General features: G+C 44.5%; 20 protein-coding genes. 10 read left to right on the top strand and 10 right to left on the bottom strand.

Annotated features, from left to right (window positions below):
• Together C7B77_RS05970 and C7B77_RS05965 are read right to left on the bottom strand one after the other, a co-directional pair.
• Positions 1–4126 (bottom strand): Pls/PosA family non-ribosomal peptide synthetase (locus C7B77_RS05970; protein WP_106301457.1); only part of this gene is annotated, 4126 nt, incomplete at its 3' end.
• Between the two features lie 372 nt (positions 4127–4498).
• Positions 4499–5125: a DUF4337 domain-containing protein gene (locus tag C7B77_RS05965; protein ID WP_106301454.1), complete on the bottom strand. Its 627-nt coding sequence runs from the start codon at positions 5123–5125 to the stop codon at positions 4499–4501.
• Between the two features lie 57 nt (positions 5126–5182).
• Between C7B77_RS05965 and C7B77_RS05960 the strand changes: the two genes are divergently transcribed.
• Positions 5183–5647, top strand: coding sequence for a DUF2127 domain-containing protein (locus C7B77_RS05960; RefSeq protein ID WP_106301450.1), 465 nt, complete (start codon positions 5183–5185; stop codon positions 5645–5647).
• 1 nt (position 5648) lies between these two features.
• Here C7B77_RS05960 and C7B77_RS05955 read toward each other — a convergent pair whose 3' ends face one another.
• Positions 5649–5846: a hypothetical protein gene (locus C7B77_RS05955; protein ID WP_245894086.1), complete on the bottom strand. Its 198-nt coding sequence runs from the start codon at positions 5844–5846 to the stop codon at positions 5649–5651.
• A 291-nt stretch (positions 5847–6137) separates the two neighbouring features.
• On the opposite strand from C7B77_RS05955, the gene C7B77_RS05950 reads away from it, so the two are divergent.
• Genes C7B77_RS05950 through C7B77_RS05940 form a run of 3 tightly spaced genes read left to right on the top strand, consistent with a single transcriptional unit; the run spans position 6138 to position 8096 of the window.
• Positions 6138–6485 (top strand): hypothetical protein, encoded by a 348-nt coding sequence (locus C7B77_RS05950; protein WP_219892004.1) that lies wholly within the window; start codon positions 6138–6140, stop codon positions 6483–6485.
• A 53-nt stretch (positions 6486–6538) separates the two neighbouring features.
• The gene (locus tag C7B77_RS05945; protein ID WP_106301447.1) at positions 6539–7603 is read left to right on the top strand and encodes an IS630 family transposase; all 1065 of its coding nucleotides are present in this window, start codon (positions 6539–6541) and stop codon (positions 7601–7603) included.
• A gap of 43 nt (positions 7604–7646) precedes the next feature.
• Positions 7647–8096 (top strand): PrsW family glutamic-type intramembrane protease, encoded by a 450-nt coding sequence (locus tag C7B77_RS05940; protein WP_245894084.1) that lies wholly within the window; start codon positions 7647–7649, stop codon positions 8094–8096.
• 30 nt (positions 8097–8126) lie between these two features.
• Here the strand turns inward: C7B77_RS05940 and C7B77_RS05935 are convergent, their stop codons facing one another.
• Together C7B77_RS05935 and C7B77_RS05930 are read right to left on the bottom strand one after the other, a co-directional pair.
• A complete protein-coding gene (locus C7B77_RS05935) occupies positions 8127–8591 on the bottom strand; it encodes a DUF1003 domain-containing protein (RefSeq protein ID WP_106301444.1) in 465 nt (154 codons plus the stop codon).
• Between the two features lie 8 nt (positions 8592–8599).
• A complete protein-coding gene (locus tag C7B77_RS05930; protein ID WP_106301441.1) occupies positions 8600–10429 on the bottom strand; it encodes an APC family permease in 1830 nt (609 codons plus the stop codon).
• A gap of 229 nt (positions 10430–10658) precedes the next feature.
• Here C7B77_RS05930 and C7B77_RS05925 point away from each other — a divergent pair, with 229 nt between their 5' ends.
• Positions 10659–11369, top strand: coding sequence for an HAD-IA family hydrolase (locus C7B77_RS05925; RefSeq protein WP_106301438.1), 711 nt, complete (start codon positions 10659–10661; stop codon positions 11367–11369).
• 76 nt (positions 11370–11445) lie between these two features.
• Here the strand turns inward: C7B77_RS05925 and C7B77_RS05920 are convergent, their stop codons facing one another.
• The gene (locus tag C7B77_RS05920) at positions 11446–12216 is read right to left on the bottom strand and encodes a sulfite exporter TauE/SafE family protein (protein WP_106301435.1); all 771 of its coding nucleotides are present in this window, start codon (positions 12214–12216) and stop codon (positions 11446–11448) included.
• Positions 12217–12466: 250 nt separating this feature from the next.
• Between C7B77_RS05920 and C7B77_RS05915 the strand changes: the two genes are divergently transcribed.
• A complete protein-coding gene (locus C7B77_RS05915; RefSeq protein WP_106301432.1) occupies positions 12467–13777 on the top strand; it encodes an HhoA/HhoB/HtrA family serine endopeptidase in 1311 nt (436 codons plus the stop codon).
• Between the two features lie 125 nt (positions 13778–13902).
• Positions 13903–14490, top strand: a complete 588-nt coding sequence (gene lepB, locus C7B77_RS05910; RefSeq protein ID WP_106301429.1) for a signal peptidase I — start codon at positions 13903–13905, stop codon at positions 14488–14490.
• A 33-nt stretch (positions 14491–14523) separates the two neighbouring features.
• On the opposite strand, the gene C7B77_RS05905 is transcribed toward lepB, so the two are convergent.
• Both C7B77_RS05905 and C7B77_RS05900 read right to left on the bottom strand, forming a co-directional pair.
• Positions 14524–14955 (bottom strand): YidH family protein, encoded by a 432-nt coding sequence (locus C7B77_RS05905; RefSeq protein WP_106301427.1) that lies wholly within the window; start codon positions 14953–14955, stop codon positions 14524–14526.
• Positions 14956–14998: 43 nt separating this feature from the next.
• Positions 14999–15325, bottom strand: coding sequence for an ArsR/SmtB family transcription factor (locus C7B77_RS05900; protein ID WP_106301424.1), 327 nt, complete (start codon positions 15323–15325; stop codon positions 14999–15001).
• Between the two features lie 95 nt (positions 15326–15420).
• On the opposite strand from C7B77_RS05900, the gene C7B77_RS05895 reads away from it, so the two are divergent.
• From C7B77_RS05895 to C7B77_RS05885, 3 genes are read left to right on the top strand one after another with little or no spacing between them, the layout of a single operon-like run.
• A complete protein-coding gene (locus tag C7B77_RS05895; protein WP_106301420.1) occupies positions 15421–16119 on the top strand; it encodes an MBL fold metallo-hydrolase in 699 nt (232 codons plus the stop codon).
• 53 nt (positions 16120–16172) lie between these two features.
• The gene (locus tag C7B77_RS05890) at positions 16173–16718 is read left to right on the top strand and encodes a rhodanese-like domain-containing protein (protein ID WP_106301417.1); all 546 of its coding nucleotides are present in this window, start codon (positions 16173–16175) and stop codon (positions 16716–16718) included.
• Positions 16715–17515, top strand: a complete 801-nt coding sequence (locus C7B77_RS05885; protein ID WP_106301414.1) for a sulfite exporter TauE/SafE family protein — start codon at positions 16715–16717, stop codon at positions 17513–17515. The genes C7B77_RS05890 and C7B77_RS05885 overlap by 4 nt, the downstream gene beginning before the upstream one ends.
• On the opposite strand, the gene C7B77_RS05880 is transcribed toward C7B77_RS05885, so the two are convergent.
• Positions 17508–18812, bottom strand: coding sequence for a sensor histidine kinase (locus C7B77_RS05880; RefSeq protein WP_106301411.1), 1305 nt, complete (start codon positions 18810–18812; stop codon positions 17508–17510). The genes C7B77_RS05885 and C7B77_RS05880 overlap by 8 nt on opposite strands.
• Before the next feature lie 107 nt (positions 18813–18919).
• Entirely contained in the window at positions 18920–19597 is a 678-nt protein-coding gene (locus C7B77_RS05875) for a response regulator transcription factor (protein ID WP_106301408.1), read from the bottom strand.
• Positions 19598–19793 lie beyond the last annotated feature (196 nt).

Raw genomic sequence — 19793 nt, 5'->3', positions numbered from 1 at the left:
AAGTACGAGAGACTGGGATACCTTGCCAAGTAGTGGCAGGAGGCAATTTTTCACCTTTCATTACCAAGGACATCGGTTGAATGAGAACATCTGGTTCCAGCACTGTATCGTAGAGAATCATCCCCCAACTACCTACTTGAGCGCGGGAATAGAGATGGAGTTTGCCTAGTTTCATTACCCGATCTTCAAATAGGTGAGTTTGGAGAGTAGAATCGCGATCGAGAATCACATTATCATCGATCGTAATCAGATCGAATTCGGTAAAATCAGTAGTTTCGATATACACATTCCGCCCAATTTTCATCCCCAGCAACCGCAAGAGCATCGGCGCGAAGGGCGTACCGAGCAGAAAGAACAAGAATCCCGGCACGATAATCGCCTCATACAGCCCTGTAATCAACTCTGTCCGCCAGATAAAGCTGCTCCACAAGGGGATAGTACCCGATCGATAACGACCGACGACCAGCCATTTTAAGCCGATGACGAAGAAGGTAGAAAGTGTGGTAAATAGGAAATAACAGAACGGAAACCAGAGAAAAACCCCCGCCCAGATTGCCAAATCCCACTCCCAACTTGAATTGGCATCGGCGATGACCGTCAATCCGAATTCTAGGGTAAAGAGAACGATAAAATGAATGCTACCAGGGAGCGTAACGCGCAAAAACTCGATCGCCAGTCGGATCGCATATAAATGGCGGGGTGGCTTATAGGTTTGCGATTCTTCATAGCTATCGATAACTTCACGGTGGGGAATATATATCGCTGGAGAACCCAGCCACGCGGTATCTGGTTGCATCGGCTCGTCGCTGACGGGCGGGATTGAAAGGCAACCAATCAGAGAATTATCGGCGATCGTACTGTGTGCTGGCACTAACGCACCATTACCCACAAAGGTTTGAGAGCCAATTCTGGTTGGGGATAACTCCATCCATCCCCGATCGACTTTAACCGCACCTAAAGATACCGTATCGGCGATGAAACTCTCCGATCCGATCGATAGTAGATCGGGCGTAATATTAGTCGCGGTAGATATTTCTGTCCGTGCGCCAATTTTCGCCCCTAACATTCGCAGCCAGGGCAGTAGATAGAGCGTAGAATAGAGCGTTGGCATCATCTCTAAACTCATACTCATCAATCGATCGATCCACCATTTTCGCAGTCCAAAACTACTATAGACCGGATAATTACCAGGTTTAACTCGACCCAGCAGCATCCATTTATAGAGCAAAACTTGCAGGCAAAATATGCCTATAAATGAAAAACTACCTAAAATTGCTGAGGGAATTAATAATTCATCGATTTCGAGTTCTTTTAGTAACTGTTGCCATAATAAAAAGCCAGGAATTGCGGAAATAAACGGAACTAACCAGATGGCGATCGAGCCTACTAAATAACCCAGTTTTAATAAATTCCCGCACTTAGGTACAGGGGTTAATAGCTCGTCTGTCTTGAAAAGGTGCTCCACTTGCGGCGCATCGAACGGGAGGAAACCTCCCGTTTGTGTGCGACAAGACAGGGCAAAGCCCAAGACCGCACTTTCCGCAATCTGACTGCTAGTATTAGGATCTAACTTTGCTGGCGAACCAATCCATACTTCCCCCGTCGGAATCGTTAACCCATTACCCAGATAAGATAAATCGCCAATTCGCGATCGAGCGGCAATTTGGGTATGCAGTCCTAACATCGTATTCGAGCCGATAAAACAATCGCGCCCGATCGTCACATTACCTATTTCTAACCTGCCATCAACGATTTCATAGCCGACTAAACTGGCACCATCATTGATACTCGTATTCGCACCAATGGTAATTAGATCGGCAGCTACTAGTTCGATTCCCCCCAGATAAATATTGCGATCTACTTTTGCACCCAATAGACGGTAATAAGTATTTAATAACGGAGAGCCAGCCAGATATTCAGTGGATACCAGTTTGTGTACTTGCTGCATAAACCAAAATCGCCAATAATAGTTACCCCACAGCGGATAACTACCAGCCTTATATTTACCAATAACCAACCATTTCAAGGCAATACTAATTAGGAGCAAACTTGGATGGATTAATAACAGTGCGACTCCAGATAAAGCTAATGCAGCATATTTGTTCCAGCCATCATCATACAAAGTATCAAAGACAGAAAAAGGTAAGACGATCGGAGTGCTATAGATAAAGTAGAGAACATAAATTCCTAAAATCGTCCAAATATTTCCGCTCGGACGTGCTTTGGCGGTCGGGCGTTCGCACGTTTCTCTATGCTGGGTTGAGGTTGGATGTTGCTGGCGATCTGCTAATGCTGTGGCAAGTTTAGCAACAGTTGGATGTTGATAGATATCTAATACGGCTAAATCTTGAAATTGAGAATTTTCTCGCAGCTTGGAAATAACTATCGCCGCCAGTAACGAATGTCCGCCTAATTCCTGAAAGAAATCAGCATCGATCGAGATCTCATTAATCCCTAATACTTCCGCCCAGATAAAAGCTATCTTACTTTCGGCTTCATTATTTGGTTTACGACCGTTATTAATCTGGAAATTAATACCGATATTTTTTGGTTCTGGTAGAGATTTGCGATCGACTTTCCCACTCGGTAAAGTAGGCAGAGATACTAATACCTCTAGACTTGTCGGTATCATGTAGGCAGGAAGGCGCGATCGCATTGTCTCATGAATTTCTGCTAGATCTAGTTCTGCCAAGCTCTGCTTGGGGACTAGATAAGCAATTAAGCGATCGATCTGAGCGACTTTTTTAACTGCGACTACTGCCGCACTGACTCCAGCACATTGCATGATGACAGATTCGATTTCCGATAGTTCGATCCGAAATCCACGCAATTTGACTTGTCCGTCAATCCGTCCTAAAAATTGAATCTCGCCATCATCTGTCCAACTCCCTAAATCCCCTGTCTTATACAAGCGATCTGGGATAATGCCGATCGCTTTATATCGATCTAAATTAATAAATTTCTCAGCGGTTAAGTCGGGACGACCGACATAACCCCTTGCCAAACAAATACCGCCAATATGAATTTCTCCCTCGACTCCAGGCGGACATAACTGGAGATCTTCATCTAAAATATAAACGTAGTAAGTTGGTAAAGCTTTACCAATTGTAATCGCGCGATCGGGATGACATTCTTGATAGGTACTGACGACCGTTGCTTCTGTCGGCCCGTAAGTATTCAATACTCGTCGTTGGGGATTGCACCAGCGAGATACCAATTCCTGGGGACATTGTTCGCCACCCAAAATTAATAATCGAATCGTGGGTACTTCTACCTCCATCATTGCCAATAGGGTAGGAACGCAGGATAGCACTGTCACCTGCTGCTGGGTCAAAAACACGGCTAAATCTGCCCCAGAGCGAGTTTTTTCTACCGAGCCGACAACTAAGGTCGCACCAGCGGCAAAGGTACACCAGACCTCTTCTACCGACGCATCAAAGGCGATCGAGAAGCCCTGATACACTCGATCGTCAGGCTGAATCAGATAGACAGACTCATTTACAACCTGAATGTAATTAGTACTGCTGCGGTGCTCGATCTCGACACCCTTGGGTCTGCCCGTCGAACCCGATGTGTAAATAACATAGCTCAAATCGCGCTCGGTCGTGCCGACGAGGTGGCGATCTAGTCTCTGGGTAGATTCTAAGGCAATTTCCTCATCCTGTGTATCAACACAAATAACATTGACTACCCCAATCGCTTTTTCCCAAGCTAAATCCTCGATCGTGACAATCGTTTCGATCCCACCATCACTCAAAATATAATCAATGCGATCGGCTGGATATTCGGGATCGAGAGGCACGTAAGCACCCCCCACCTTGAGAATCGCTAAAATGGCGATGTATAATTCCGGCGATCGCGGAATTAATAATCCTATCCGTGCGCCGCAAATTGCACCGCGACGGCGCAAATAATGGGCGAGTTGATTCGATTTCGCTTCCACTTCTCCATAGGTGGAGATGTCACCACATTCGCGCTGCATCGCCCCCAGCGAATTGTCAATAGCTGGGGCTGAGGGACATCTATCCGCTTGAGCTTCAAATAACTGGTGCAAGCAGCGGACAATATCGTTCTGTGAGATCTGGTCTTGAATTGTCAGATCTCCTACTCGGTTGCTCGAAGTCATGCGTTATCCTTATCTTCTTGCAGTTTATGGCAGGGGCAAAACCGATCGAGTCAATTCCAACTACTTAACTAAGTAGCCGATCGAGTTTATCAGTTACTGCCGGAGGCTGTCGATCGAATGATGACGGTTAGATCGAAGATCGGACATGATGAGATTGTCTCGATCGACTGATTCGAGCGACTGGCTTATCCTCTGCTTGCAAGCAGTATATATAGCGATTGTCAAGAACTAGAAAAGATCGGACATTTTTTGGTTTCAAAATCTTGATGAGTTCTTGACTTTTATTGACTATTCTTAAATTACTAATTACTTTGGGCTAGTTGTTGTTAACAAATAAGTTGTTAATTGCAAGTAACTTAAAAGATTTATTTACTACTTATTCGATGACTGATGAATAGCAATAATCGGAGCGGCTATACTTGTTGATGCTGCGGCAAAGATCATACAAGCAATACCAACTGTGCCCAATCCCATGCCTAAATACCAAATCCGACGATTGCGGGCAATTACCGCGATCGCGCTTAGAGAAATGCCCACTTGCAGGGCTGTTATCGCATAAGAAAAATAATTGTGCTGGCGTAAGTCGTATTGAGATATTGCCTGTAATGTAGTTGCATCGGCTTTAATTTTCACCCGATCGCGTGCTAATTTGTCTAGATCTTCCTTAATGGCATTGGGAACTGGTTTTTGTTGAGCTTTAAGCATGATAATTACAGACTCATCCACATGACGTTTCATAGAATTAGCCTGAAATTGAGTCAATCGATCGCTTGCTTGAGACTGGGCTACTGATGATGCGTTAGCATAGTATCCACCTAACATTGCGGCAATTGCTGCCGTACTCGATAAAATAGCCGTAGATACACCAAGCCATTTGAGCCATTTATGTTCTGTATTTTCATTAGCTACTTCAGTATCTAGTTCGCTCTTGATTTCTTCGATCGCCTCTAAAACTTGCTCTTGAAATTCATGGGGTTCCGGCCCTAATCTTTCAGCCATAACATGCTCCTATATTTATAGAATAATGAAAAATGTCTCACCAATAAAGTTAGCTTTATGAAGAAACAACGTCCGACTGCTTTACGACTAATCGTACTTTATAAATGCTTTGTAGCTACTTTGCTTTTCATCACTGCGATCGCGGCGATCTTTGTCATGAAGAATCATGAGGAGCTGGCAGAGTTTTCTAGCTCATATTTACTCAGCACTAAATTATTCATTATTAAATGGTTGGTAAATAAACTTTTAGCTATCGATTCAAATAGCTTGAAATTGAGCGGAATCGTGGCTGGAGTATATGCTTTAGTAACAGCAATCGAGGCGGTCGGACTGTGGTATGAAAAAGAATGGGCAATGTTGCTAGTATTAGGATTGGTCGGGATTAGCATCCCTCCAGAAATATTTGAGTTAATCCGAGGTATTACAGTTATTAAATTACTAGTTTTCTCGATTAACATGGCGATGTTTCTATATTTACTTCGCCATGTTATTGCCACAAGATCTAGAAATCGAGCTGATTGAATTAATACAAAGGGTCATCATAGGGAGGAACTGGCTCGATTAGATCGACAGTCGAGCAGTCGTTCGCTAGTTGGTGACGATCGTGAGCTGACATGCTAGATTTGAACTTCTTAGACCATCGCAGCAATTCGGAAATTTTAGCAATTCGATCGGTTAAGAGTGTGATTTTTGTTACAAACATATTATTGACAATCATCATAGTGTTGTTAGGAATCGAAACTCGATTGACGCTCCCACACCTATAGGTACCGATGAGGATTGGCGATCCCATTACTACCATTAATACTGATGCGAACTCGATAAAAAAGTTGCACAAATTAGGTAATTATTTGCTCGCTATGACATCAACAGAGTTATTCACTACCAAGCATAGATTGTAAATGTCAAGAACTAGTCAAGTTTGGCGAATTTATATTTTCCTAACAAATTGGAGATCTCGATGTCGAGATTTAGCTAGTATTATAGAAATAATTTAACTACGAACACTGTAATGAAATTCATTAGATATAAGTGGATACAAATATTTGCGATCGGATTACTGCTTCTCTATGCGATGGAAAAAGTACTATCAATTACTAACAACCTCAATCTTGTCCCTACTATTATCTTATTGGGAGCTTTTTTAATACCGATTACTTTTATCACTTATCTCTACGAAACTCTGCCAAATTGGGAAGCAGCTATTCCCGAAATGTTTATCTGTTTTCTTTGGGGTGGAGCCGTCGGTGTCGTAGTTGCAGGTTTTCTAGAATTTAATGTTTTAGAAACACTAGGATTTTTGCCAATGCTGGCAGTGGGGTTAATTGAGGAAAGTGCTAATACTAAATCCGATTATTAAAAGCAGGATATGATATACAATCAATATCAGCGATAGATAGTGAGTAAAGAATAATGCCAAAAAAAGTCGAGCTGGTCAATCATCTGAGTGCAGAAGAACTTAAGGCAGCCTATCGGAGCAGTCAAGACGCGATCGAAAGTAGAAGGTGGCATTTATTGTGGAAAGTAGCAACAGGTTGGACGATTAAAAATAGTGCGCTGGCAGTAGGGCTAGAATATGAGTATGCGCGCAGAATTGTAAAAAAATACAATACGGAGGGCAAAACAGCAGTAATTAATAAGAAAAAGGCAGTTAATAGACAAGGTAGAACAGCATTACTCGATCGCCAACAATTGCAGGAATTAGCAGCAGCATTAAAGGAAAAGCCAGCAGATGGAGGTCTCTGGACGGGAGCCAAAGTAGCCAAGTGGATAGAAGAGAAAACAGGGCACAAGAAAGTATGGTCGCAACGGGGATGGGACTACTTAAAAAAGTCCAATTACTCCTGGAAGATTCCCAGGCAAAAGCATCGAAAAGGCGATCCACAAGCACAATCGGAATTTAAGAGCGAACTGCCAGAAAAAGTAAGACAGATGCAAGTAAGAAACCCAGGTGCCACAGTAGAATTGTGGTTTATGGACGAGCATCGGGTGGGATTAAAACCGATTATTCGCAGAACTTGGACACCAATCGGTTCTAAGCCAGTGGCGATTGTCGAACATCGATATGAATGGTTGTATGTATATGGTTTCGTACATCCACAAAGTGGTCGCACTCATTGGTTTTTAATCCCAAGAGTCAATATTGAGTGGTTTAATCTAGCAATCGCCAGTTTTGCAGCAGCGATCGAAGTCAGTGAAAATAAAAAGGTGATGTTGGTACTAGATCGAGCAGGTTGGCATCGCAGTCCACAAGTAGAATTACCGCCAGCGATCGAATTGGAGTTATTACCAGCCTACTCACCAGAATTGCAACCAGCAGAAAGATTATGGAAATTAGTTGATGAGCCATTAGTCAACCAACATTTTGAGACTATCGATCGCTTAGAAGAAGTCTTGAGCAAACGTTGTTGTATTTTGGCTGGTATGACCGAAGAGATTCACAATTTAACTGCTTATCATTGGCTACCTGCTGCTTGATTTATTTCCTGCTTTTTTCAATCGGATTTAGTATAAATTAATTTTGCCACTAGGATTCTATTTTAAAGGGCGGTTGCGTTCTGAAGCCACAGGAATTTTACTAGGTACATCTTCGGCAATGGGTTTTGCGGCAATGGAGACGATGGGATATGCCTTCGTGACGCTGTTACAATCGCGGGGAAATTTATTGGTACTCGATAGCGTCCTATTCGCTCGTGGTGTGTTCTCACCAGCCGGACATGCCGCTTGGACGGGGCTTGTCTGTGCCGTGTTATGGAAGCAAAGAATTAAAACCGGACGCACGGGATTAAATTGGCACGTAATGGTGGCTTTTTTGACGGCAGTACTACTTCATGCGCTATGGGATATCTTTAATAGCTTTAGAGGGAATACATTTATTGGTGCGATTAAAATAGAGTTACTAAGTTTACTGATTGCTGGTATTAGCCTGATGTTGCTTAATAAACGTATTGATGAGGCTAAGTCTAGTTAATTTAAGGGAACAATGATGCTCCCTCACTAATCATTCAGGCATTTTTCTAGATTTTAATAGCTCCTTAATTTCATCTAAAGCAAGCTGATGATTTTCTAAGTGTTGTAATATTGTCTCGATTTCCTGTTCGGCTTTGATATTAACTTCATAGTCTGCCTGAGATTTGATGCCATCAAATTTGCTCTGGACATTTTGACCGACCATAATTAGTGGCATCAGCATAATTTGAATGAGATTAGATAGGAATAACCAGAGGACAAAAGCCGGAAAAGGATCGAATCTGAGTGAAATTGGCGCGATCGTATTCCAGCCGATCCACACAACCGTCCAAATTAGGATAATGAAGAAAAATCCGATCGTCCCAACTCTTTGGGTGATAACTAATGCTAACTTTTCTGAGGCATTTAAGCCTTGGCTGTGTTCTCGATGGGGTTGACGAATACTCAATAGCTTGGCTTTGAGCTGGGCTATTGTCAGAGGATGGTGCTGAGTCATAGATTTACTTAGAGATAGTATTCAACAGTGGTAATAATTCGGCTGCGTTTTTCTCGCAAGGCAGATTTGAGAAACCAGATGGTTTGATTGTGAAGCAGGTTTTCCCACCAATGACGAGTAACAAAAACTGGAATGACGATCGTACAAAAAGTATGGGGGTGGGCGATCTCAAAATTGTGTACGAATTCACTTAATGGTTGGACGATCGAGCGATAAGGCGAATCGAGAATGATTAACGGAATGTCTGGTTCTACACTTTGCCACTGTTGTTGAATCATGGATCGATCGGTACTATTAACATCGATATGGACGGCAACAATTTCATCGGAAATACTGCGGGTATAATCTAAGGCTTCGATCGTACCGCGATGCACTCCTCCTACTAATAAAACGGCAGGATGGGCATTTGTGTCGAGCTGCGGGCGCAGGGGATAACGATCGCGGTTTAGTTCGGTAATTTGCAACCGTTCGCTCATCCTGTGGTAATGTCGCCGAATTGTCAGAAATATCCAAACCACTAAGGGAATTAAAATCGTTACCAGCCAAGCTCCTTCGACAAACTTGGTACTAACAATAATAGTAAACACGATCGTCGTCACTATTGCACCCAGACCATTAATTACCGCACTGGTGCGCCAGCCGCGTTCCTTCGTTCTAAACCAGTGCCTTACCATCCCCGCTTGCGAGAGGGTAAACGACGTAAATACTCCAACGGCATATAGAGGAATAATCGCATTGACATTACCGCGAAATACAACAATCAACACAGCGGCTAGTAAACTTAGCAACAAAATTCCATTGGAAAAAACCAACCGATCGCCTTGTAACATTAACTGTCGCGGTAAAAACCGATCGCGAGCTAACAGCGAAGCCAAGCGCGGAAAGTCCGCATAGCTGGTGTTGGCAGCTAAAACCAGAATCAGTAATGTAGCAATTTGCAGGAAGTAGTAGAAAAAACCGTTCCCGAAAATCTGTCGTCCTAGCTGGGAAACCACGGTTTGCCCATCTACAGGCACGATCTGACGAACGTTGGCGAGATAGGTAATGCCCAAAAACATACTACCTAGCAGCCCACTCATAATTAATAATGTCGAACGGGCATTTTTCCACTCCGGCGGATGGAATGCTAATACTCCGTTAGAAATTGCTTCTACCCCAGTCATTGCAGTACAGCCTGCGGCAAATGCCCGTAAAATCAAAAAGACACTTAGAGATTCTTTAACTGGCATGTTAGGCGCGATTGTTGTCGGGCTATTGCCTTGCACTAAACCTACTAGAATCAAGACAAAAATGCTAACGATGAAAACATAAGTTGGCACGACGAACAATCGACCCGATTCGCGCAAACCCCGCAGATTAGCTAGGGCGATAAAAACGATCGCCAGCAGACAAAGCTCGACAGTGAAAGGATACAGGCTGGGAACCGCCGAGGTGAGCGCGGCAATACCTGCGGCAATGCTGACGGTAACAGTCAAGATGTAATCGATCGTTAAAGCTGCTGCTGCCAATAAACCTGGATAAAGTCCTAAATTTTCCCGTGCGACGGTATAAGCACCACCCCCTGATGGATAGGCACGAATCGTCTGACGGTAGGAAAGGGTTACAACTACCAATAAACCAATAATTCCCAAAGCGATGGGTAAGGATAGCCCCAATACGCCACTACCTGCTAAAACGAGGACGTGTAAAATCTCTTCGGTAGCATAGGCAACTGAAGAAAGTGCATCGGAAGACAACACAGCTAAGGCAGTCGGGATACTCAGCCGCTCCTGACTAGCAGCACTGGTGGGAAGGGATGGCCCGATCGCATACCGTTTGAGACGCGAATAAAAAGACATAGAGTAGGAATTAGACGATCGACTTATTAATTCTACTCTTACATTTGCAAGATCGATATAAATGAATTCAGCTAACTCGATAATTATCCAAACTTGGGCAAACTATTTCTAAATCTTTTCGACTTCTTGACTTTCTACTCATACACTGAAATTAAGAATTTAAGCATTCAATCTTGAGACAAATCTCATTAACCCAATCTAACAACTTTCATTGAGGTTTAATAAAGCCATGCGAACACCCTTATTCAAACAAAATCAACCGCTAAATGCCGCTCTCAAACCCCGACTGATTATTTTTGACTTTGATGGTACCTTGGCAGATAGTCTCATCATCATGGTAGACATTACCAATCGGCTTGCGTCGGAGTTTGGTTACAAACGGTTGAGCGACGATTTCATTGCTACTCTTAAATATCTCAGTCCCTGGGAAATAGTCCGCGCCATCGATGTGGCGTTGTGGAAAATCCCGTGGATCGTGCAGCGCGTCAGACAAGAATTTTACATTGAAGCCAAACGGGTAGAACTGTTTTCAGGGATTGTCGAGTTAGTCGAACGACTCAAAACCGAACACTATCGGTTGGGGATCGTCAGTTCCAATTCCGAAGCTAATATTCATGCCGTGCTGAGTCAGTATGGTATCGAGCATCAATTCGATTTTGTCACCAGTGCTAGTACTTTCGGCAAAGGTAGAGCGATCGCCAAAGTGCTAAAACAAAGCCACATCGATCGAGCTAATGCAATTTATGTAGGCGACGAAATTCGCGATATCCGCGCCGCTCGGTCGGTTGGTGTCAAGATCGTTGCTGTAAGCTGGGGTTTCAACGATCCCACCGCCCTACTCAAGCAGAAACCAGATCTGCTAGTTGCCGAACCTGCTAACTTACTCTCAGCCGTCGATCGCCTGTATTCTCCAGCAATTCTTTCGTTCCCTGCATCATAGCCATCCAATCGATCTGTGACGATCGATCTTAGCGTTTGCATAACTTTTCTTGTCGCAATTTGACTGTATGGTTGCTTCATTTTGGTAGCAAGCTGGCAATCTCTATGTAACCAAAATATAGTGCTAGGGCAATTAAAAATAGGCTATAAAGACGAGTCAAAATTGGAGTGGGTAAATGCAGAGCCAGTTGACCGCCTAAATAAGTAAACGGAAAAACTCCGATCGCCAACCATCCCGTCAACACCCAATCGATGTGTCCTAGAGCAGTATGCACGATCGTCGAAGGCAATGCCATCAGAGCTACAGTTGCCAGAGAAGTTGCCAGGGCAGCTCTTAGCTCTAGCCCGATTCCGAGTTGATAGAACGGGACGAGCAGCAATCCGCCACCATTAGCCAGCAATCCATTAATTAACCCCACCAGCGGCGACCAGTAGGGCACGATCCGCTCGTTTAATTGCGCCCTCGGTTCGGGCGTAGCTCGATTTCGGAGTCCACTTAACCCATACACCCCCACGCCGAGAATAAACAATGCCGTGAATAGCATCAGCACAGTTCCGTGCAGAAATTTTGTCAGCAAAGATCCCGCAATTACGCCAGGACTACCCCACAAGCTGGTTAATACAGCAATTCGCCAGTGAATCAGGGGAGTATTTCGATACGCGATCGCGCCGCCGACCGCACTGGGTAACGTTAGTGGCAGCGGACTCGCTAGCGCAATCAACGCAGGTAGTCCCAGTAACCGCAGAATCGGCGTACCGATGGAACTACCGCCCAAACCAAACAGCCCCGAACAAAAGCCCATTCCCGATCCAACCACCACTTCGATCGACCAAGGCAGTGAAGTCATAAGTCTCACCTTTACGTCTTAATTTGGATGCTAACCTGAAGTATCTAACCTTTAGGCTTGGACTAGCATCATCATAGTCGAATAAATCAAAGTATGCTAAACCAACACAAAGTCGGCAAAATTGTACTCACGATAGACAAATCTTTTCTAGTTCTTGACATTTGTTATTTAACATTGAACTAAACGCTAATTACAGCAATCTCTTCAAGTATCTTGACTAGTTTAGGCTCGCTCTCTAGAGCAAAATCCTATGCAAACTGAAAATCGTCAATCTCACAATAGATTTGAAGTCAGTCCGCTCGATCTCGATCGAAATATCCGACAGCATTGTAGCACCAGAGATTTTGTTCGATCGAAATTATTAACTCCGCTCGGTCTAATTTTATTGGGAGCCGGAGGTGCCGTCGCTATAAATTATGAACTTACAAAAAGCATGATGTTTTTCACTCCCCAGCATCCAGCCTCGATTTCGACTCCCATCGCTTCAGTACCTGCCGATCGATTGGCATCGGTACCAACACCCGCAAACTTCATCACTCAAGTTGTCGATAAAGCAGGGGCAGCAGTCGTTCGCATCGACTCGAAGCAGACAATTACCAAGCAATCGGCGATCTTTAACGATCCTTTCTTCCAAAAGTTCTTCGGCTCCCAAGTGCCCAGCTCACCTTCAAAGGAAATTGTCAGAGGAATTGGTTCGGGCTTTATCATTAGCTCCAATGGCGAAATTCTGACGAATGCTCATGTGGTAAATGGAGTTAATACCGTGAAGGTAACGCTCAAAGATGGACGTACATTTCAAGGCAAAGTGATGGGCACCGATCCGGTTACTGATGTCGCGGTCGTTAAAATCCCATCGAACAATTTACCCACAGTCGAACTGGGCGATTCCGCTCGCTTAAGATCGGGAGAATGGGCGATCGCGATTGGAAATCCCCTTGGTTTAGATAATACGGTAACGTCAGGAATTATTAGTGCGACAGGTCGCGCTAGTAGCGACATCGGTGCCCCAGACGAGCGAGTTAACTTTATTCAGACGGATGCAGCCATCAATCCTGGCAACTCAGGCGGCCCCCTCCTCAATGCACGGGGACAAGTCATTGGGATGAATACGGCGATTATTCAGGATGCTCGCGGACTGGGCTTTGCAATTCCCATTAATACTGCCAAAACGATCGCCAACCAGTTGATTGCCAATGGCAGCGTCAAACATCCCTATTTGGGGATTGAAATGGTAACGTTGACTCCCGATCTTCAAAAGAAAATTAATGACGACCCCAACAGTAATCTGACAATCTACCACAGTCAGGGTGTGTTAGTGACCAAAGTAATCCTCGATTCCCCCGCCGCCAAAGCCGGATTGCGTTCTGGAGATGCGATCGAGCAAATTGATGGACAACAGATTAAAGATGCCAACTCGGTACAACAGATTGTAGAGCAGAAACAGGTTGGGAGCAACTTACAAATCGGTCTTTATCGCGGAGATCGACCCAGATCGGTGAGTGTGACAACGGTTGCAATGCCCGCACCGAAGCAACTCAGTCAATCTCCATCGACCCCCTAGCAGTTCGGTACCGTTCGATCGACTCTCTGGCTTGCCCATCGATTCGATCGCAGTTGGCAACAATCCAGTGTTCGAGTCTGGAGATCGATTTTTCACACACCTATTATTGAACAAACATTCGAGCGATGTCTAATCCAATCATCCCAAATCCCGATCGAGGAAAAATGTGGCGGGAGAACTTGAAAGTCCTGGGACTGAGTGCAATTTTTTCCTTGGGATTTCGGACATTTATTGCCGAAGCCCGTTACATTCCCTCTGGTTCGATGGAGCCAACGCTCCAGATTAACGATCGGCTGATTATCGATAAAATCAGCTACGATTTTTCGCCCCCAACACGCGGCGATATGGTGGTTTTCAACCCAACTCGCACATTAAGACAAGAAAAATTTCACGATGCCTTTATCAAGCGGGTAATTGGGTTGCCAGGAGAAACCGTTGCGGTTCGTAATGGCAGAGTCTATATCAACGGCTCTGCCTTAACAGAAACTTATATTGCCGCCAAACCCGATTATCGATTTGGGCCAGTGATGGTGCCTGCCAATTCCTACCTCGTCCTGGGTGACAATCGGAACAATAGCTACGACAGCCACTATTGGGGCTTTGTCCCACGGCATGACATTATCGGTCGAGCCGTCTTGCGGTTTTGGCCGCTGAATCGACTTGCAGACTTCGATCGAATTGCTTATCTGGGATCTGCTCCAGGACGAAGCTAGAATCGAGAAACACTCACCGGACTCAAGTAATGTTTACCGATTAGACTTGAGACTTTTAGAAGATGAAGCAGGAGCAATTATTTCTCGATCGCGAATCAATAGTAAGGGAACACTCAGGATTCCCAAAGCAATGACAATTCCAGTCATGACAAACACAGTAGTGCGACTCGGTTGGTAATCTCCGCGCTCGATTTGCCAGAATACTTGGCTGTATCGCCAAGCAGCTAGAGCGATGAGTGCGATCCCAAAAATCACCATACAAAGACCGAGGTTTTCCGAGTTAAAGATCGGGTTTGTAGGACTTGCTTGTCGAGTAATCGCTATTCCAAGCTGACGCAAAAATAAGCCAAAGCGCGCAATCGCAAATCCAAAGCTAATTAGCGCAATCGAGGTGCGGAGCCAAGCTAGGAAAGTACGTTCGTTTGCTTGATGTTCCCGTTGGCGGTCGATCGGTGATCGCGACATGATGTACCTTTTTATAGCATTGGCATCAAAACCGGAATTCGGTCTAAATTCCAGTTTTGAGTTGTTGAGAGCGTTGCTCTAGGCTAACAGAAAGTCGCTCGCACACCAATTCACACAACTCAAAAATTAGCGGATCGGCAATTTCATAATAGATACTCACGCCTACTGGCTGCCGATTGACGATGCTAGCTTGAGCCAAAATCTTGAGATGTTTGGAGACGTTTGCTTGCCCAAGTCCGGTTTCGGTAATAATTTCCGTCACATTTTTAGCCCCATCTTTGAGGCAACACAAGATTTGCAGCCGATTACCCTCAGATAAAACTTTGAAGTAATCGGCAAGTTGGGCGATTGCGCCAGGGTTCATTTGCATAGATGAGTAGCGATCGAGTTTATTGATTATATTACCATATAGTGATATAACGATTATATGACATTTATCGCTCAAACCACAAGGAGTTGGATGCTATGCTTTTTCGCCAGATGCTCGATCGCGAAACGAGCACATACACATACCTCATCGCTGATATAGATTGCCAAGAAGCAATCTTAATCGATCCAGTACTGGAACGAGTCGAACGAGATCTACAACAGCTTAGAGAATTGGGTTTCACTCTCAAATATTGCTTAGAAACCCATATTCATGCCGACCATATTACTGGAACTGCCAAGCTGCGGGAACTCACCAACTGTCAGGGGGTGGTTCCTGCTGGAGCTGGCGCGGGTTGTGCCGATTTATTTATTCAAGATGGTGAAGACTTAAAAATTGGAGCGGTACAAATTCAGGCGATTGCCACACCCGGACATACGGATAATCACATGGCATATCTAGTGGAGCAAACTCACTTGTTGAGTGGCGATTCACTGCTGATTCGCGGCTGCGGACGCACTGATTTTCAAGGTGGCGATGCTGGCTGTTTATTTGACTCAGTAACCGAGCGACTGTTTGCTTTGCCCGATCGCACTCTAGTTTATCCTGCCCATGACTATCGAGGGCTAAGTGTCTCTACCATCGGCGAAGAAAAGCTGTTTAATCCCCGATTTGCCAAACACAGCCGTCAACAGTTCATTGAGTTGATGGCAAATTTAAACTTGCCAGATCCGCAACGGATGGCAGCGGCGATCCCTGCTAACGAACATTGTGGCAATTTGACGAGTGTTAATTAATCGTTGGCGTAGCCTACCGTAAGTAATCGAGCTTTAACATTTAGAAACTAATTATGATATCTCCCAAAACACCGCAAATACAGACAATCGATCCTAATACTCTCGATCGATTACTTTCCAACCAGCAAGCAATTTTGTTCGATGTGCGCGAAGCTGGCGAACACGCCGCCGAGCGGATTGCTGGCTCGGTATCGCTACCGCTGTCAACGCTCGATCCCGTGACGATCGATCTGCAACCCGATCGACAGCTCGTGTTGTACTGTCAATCGGGCAGACGCTCGGCTCAGGCTGCTCGAAAACTTGTTGAAGCAGGAATTGAAGTCATCCATCTTGAAGGTGGCTTAAATGCTTGGAAAGCCGCTGCATATCCCACTCAAATCGATGAAAAGGCACCGATTAGTCTGTTTCGGCAGGTGCAAATCGTGGCAGGTTCGTTGGTGGCGATCGGTACTATCTGCGGTGTGTTAATATCACCTTGGTTTTTGCTCTTGAGTGGCTTTGTTGGTTGTGGGTTGGTATATGCAGGCATCTCAGATACTTGTGCCCTGGGAATGCTGCTTGCCAAGCTTCCTTACAATCAAAGGGCAAAAGCGTCATGACTTGGCTAGTGGGGCATCTGCTCGCGATCGGGGTTGGGATTAGCTTGGGTTTGCTCGGTGGTGGTGGTTCGGTACTGACTTTACCAATCTTGGTATATGCAATGGGGGTTGCCCCCAAGTCGGCGATCGCGATGACTTCGATCGTGGTTGGGATTGTCAGTTTATTCGGACTATTGCCGCACTCGCGGCGCAAGCAGATCGATCTCAAGACAGTACTCATTTTTGGCTCGGCAACTACAATTGGAGCTTTTTTGGGTGCAAAGTTAGCTGGATTTTCGGTTGTCACGGCAACTTTACAAATGCTGCTATTTGCAGTAGCGATGCTGGTAGCTGCTGGGTTCATGATTGTTCGCCAACCTCGATCGAACAATTCACTCGGCGATCGAGAACATCAAGACTCCCTCAGTAGCTATCCTCGACCTCTATGTAAGTATTGCTGGCTATGGCTGTTGACGGAGGGAATCGGAGTCGGGATGTTGACTGGATTAGTGGGAGTAGGCGGAGGCTTTGCGATCGTACCAGCATTGGTGCTATTGGGAAATCTAACGATGCCAGCGGCAATTTCAACTTCTTTGGTAATTATTGCCTTGAACTCTGGAGCTGGGTTAATCGGTTATTTGGGACACGTATCCATCGATTGGTACCTGACTGGCTCTTTTACGCTTGCGGCTGCGCTAGGGAGCATAATCGGCACATATCTATCTAAGTTTGTCTCCGCCGATCGATTGCAGAAGTGGTTTGGTTATTTCTTGCTAGCCGTAGCTACCTTTGTGTTAGTTCGAGTCTTACTTAACTAGCAGAGAAAATTGCAGGCAATCTGACGATGAACTGACTACCTTCACCCAATTTGCTTTGAACATCGATCGAACCCTGATGCTGCTCGACGATCGATTTAGCAATTGCTAACCCTAAGCCCGAACCACCTGCCCAACGGGTGCGAGATCGATCTCCTCGCCAAAATCTGTCGAAGATTCGCTCTAAATCGTTAGTAGCAATTCCCACCCCAGTATCGATAATCCTAATCTCAACCTGTCTCTCGATCTGATGAGCTAAAATACTAATTTTACCGCCCGATGGCGTATAGTGAATGGCATTTTCAATGAGATTGATAAACACTCGACCGATTAAAGGCATTGCTTGACGATCGAGACTGCTGATATATCCCCGAATTGCCAAATTAGATTGAATATTGAGATCTAATTCTAGAGATTTTACATCGAATTGAGCGTGATATGTTGTGGCTATTTGCTCTAGAAGCGAACTCAAATCAATTTGTTCGATCGCGCGATCGATCTGGCGCAGCTTGTCGGAACTACAATCTTTTTCAGATCTAGCTAATAGTAACAAATCTTCAGTTAAAGTGATAATTTGCTCCGTCGCACTGGCGATAGCGTTAAACTTTTTTAGATCTCCAGCGCGAATGCCATCGGGATATTTAAGCGCGGTATTAGCGTTAGTTTTGACTGCCATTAACGGACTGCGTAGCTCGTGGGCGGCATCGGCAGTAAATTGTTGCAATTGCTGATAACTGGCGATGGCAGGTTTCATCGCCCTGCGCGTCAGCCAAATTCCCGCGCCACTACTAATTGCTAGCGAAATTATCATCCCACTAATTAAGCCGATATCTAGTTGGTGGAATGTGCGATCGAGTGATTCTAAAGATTGGGTAATCCGCACGTAGCCGATTTGCTGTCGATCGTCATGGCTAATAATTGGTACGACTGCCGATATTGTTTCGTCTGGCTTTTGTTCTGGATATTTATTAAATTGAACTGGAACATTAATATTTAGTGGCAGGTTGACATTGAGATTGCCAACTTTATCTACTAGTCGTTGCTGGCGATCGAACCACTCAAATTTACGATCCGGTAGGGCTAAACTGCCATTTGTAAACTCATCACCAACAATCAGTCGATTATGCTGAATTTCAGCATGAGTAGCAGCAACTTCTGCTAAAATTACTAATTCCTGACTCAAGCTTTGGCGCAAACTGTAACCAAATACCAGCCTGACGGCAATTGCAAATACTCCCAAAATTGCGGTAAATACACTCAAATATGAAAGTAGTAATTGCCAGCGTAAGCGATCGAACATATAGATATTATTTAAAGGCTAAATGCTAAACTCAAATAAACTGGGAGAGCATATTACTCATAAGTTAAATTAGAAAAAATTCACAAACCATCAATAATTTGTCTCGATTATGAAACATCTCTAAGCCGATAGCCGACCCCGTAAACTGTCTCGATTGGGTCTTGTGGACACCCTGCTTGTTTGAGCTTGCGTCGGAGATTAGTAAGGTGAGTTTTGATCGTTTGTTCTCCAGAGATGCGATCGAATTCCCAGAGCTTATCCAGTAATGATGTCCGCGAAATAACTTGAGTCGGATGCTGGAGAAAATATTCCAGCAGCATATACTCTTTGGCAGTTAATTCTAATGCTATCCCTGCATAAGTACTACTATGAGTGCTGGGATTTAGTTCGATCTCGCCATGATTTAATACTACCGATTGATAGATCGGCTGACGACGAGATAACGCCCTTAATCTTGCTGTTAATTCGTCAACTTCAAACGGTTTGACTAAATAATCATCCGCGCCAGCATCTAATCCTAAAACTTTATCGCCAGTTGCATCTTTAGCAGTTAATAATAAAATATAAGCTTGACAACCACTTTGGCGCAGTCGCTGACAGAGTTGGATACCATCGAGTTTGGGCAGCATCCAATCGAGTAAAATTACATCATAACTTGCTGCTTGAGAAAATTCCCAACCAGCTAAACCATCATACGCAATATCGACCGCATGATTTTGATGGCGTAAATCTTCAGCTAACGGATCGGCAATCCGATCGTCATCTTCTACGAGTAAAATCCGCATAGAGCACTTATAAGTTAAGTTGAGATTTTATAGATATATTGTAAAAGTCTGCTTTAATCTTTAACCCGATCGGGTCTAGCATAAGTCCTAAAAGTCAAGAACTGGTCAAGTGCGATCGATTGGTGTTGACACAGCCACTCGATCGAGGTCGCACTTTCTTAATTAAAACAAAACCCATCGGTAATTTAATCAATCT

It is taken from the genome of Chamaesiphon polymorphus CCALA 037 (assembly GCF_003003845.1).
Lineage (GTDB): Bacteria > Cyanobacteriota > Cyanobacteriia > Cyanobacteriales > Chamaesiphonaceae > Chamaesiphon > Chamaesiphon polymorphus.
Note: the sequence above shows the minus strand (reverse complement) of the source record. Positions and strands in the feature narration are given on the sequence as shown.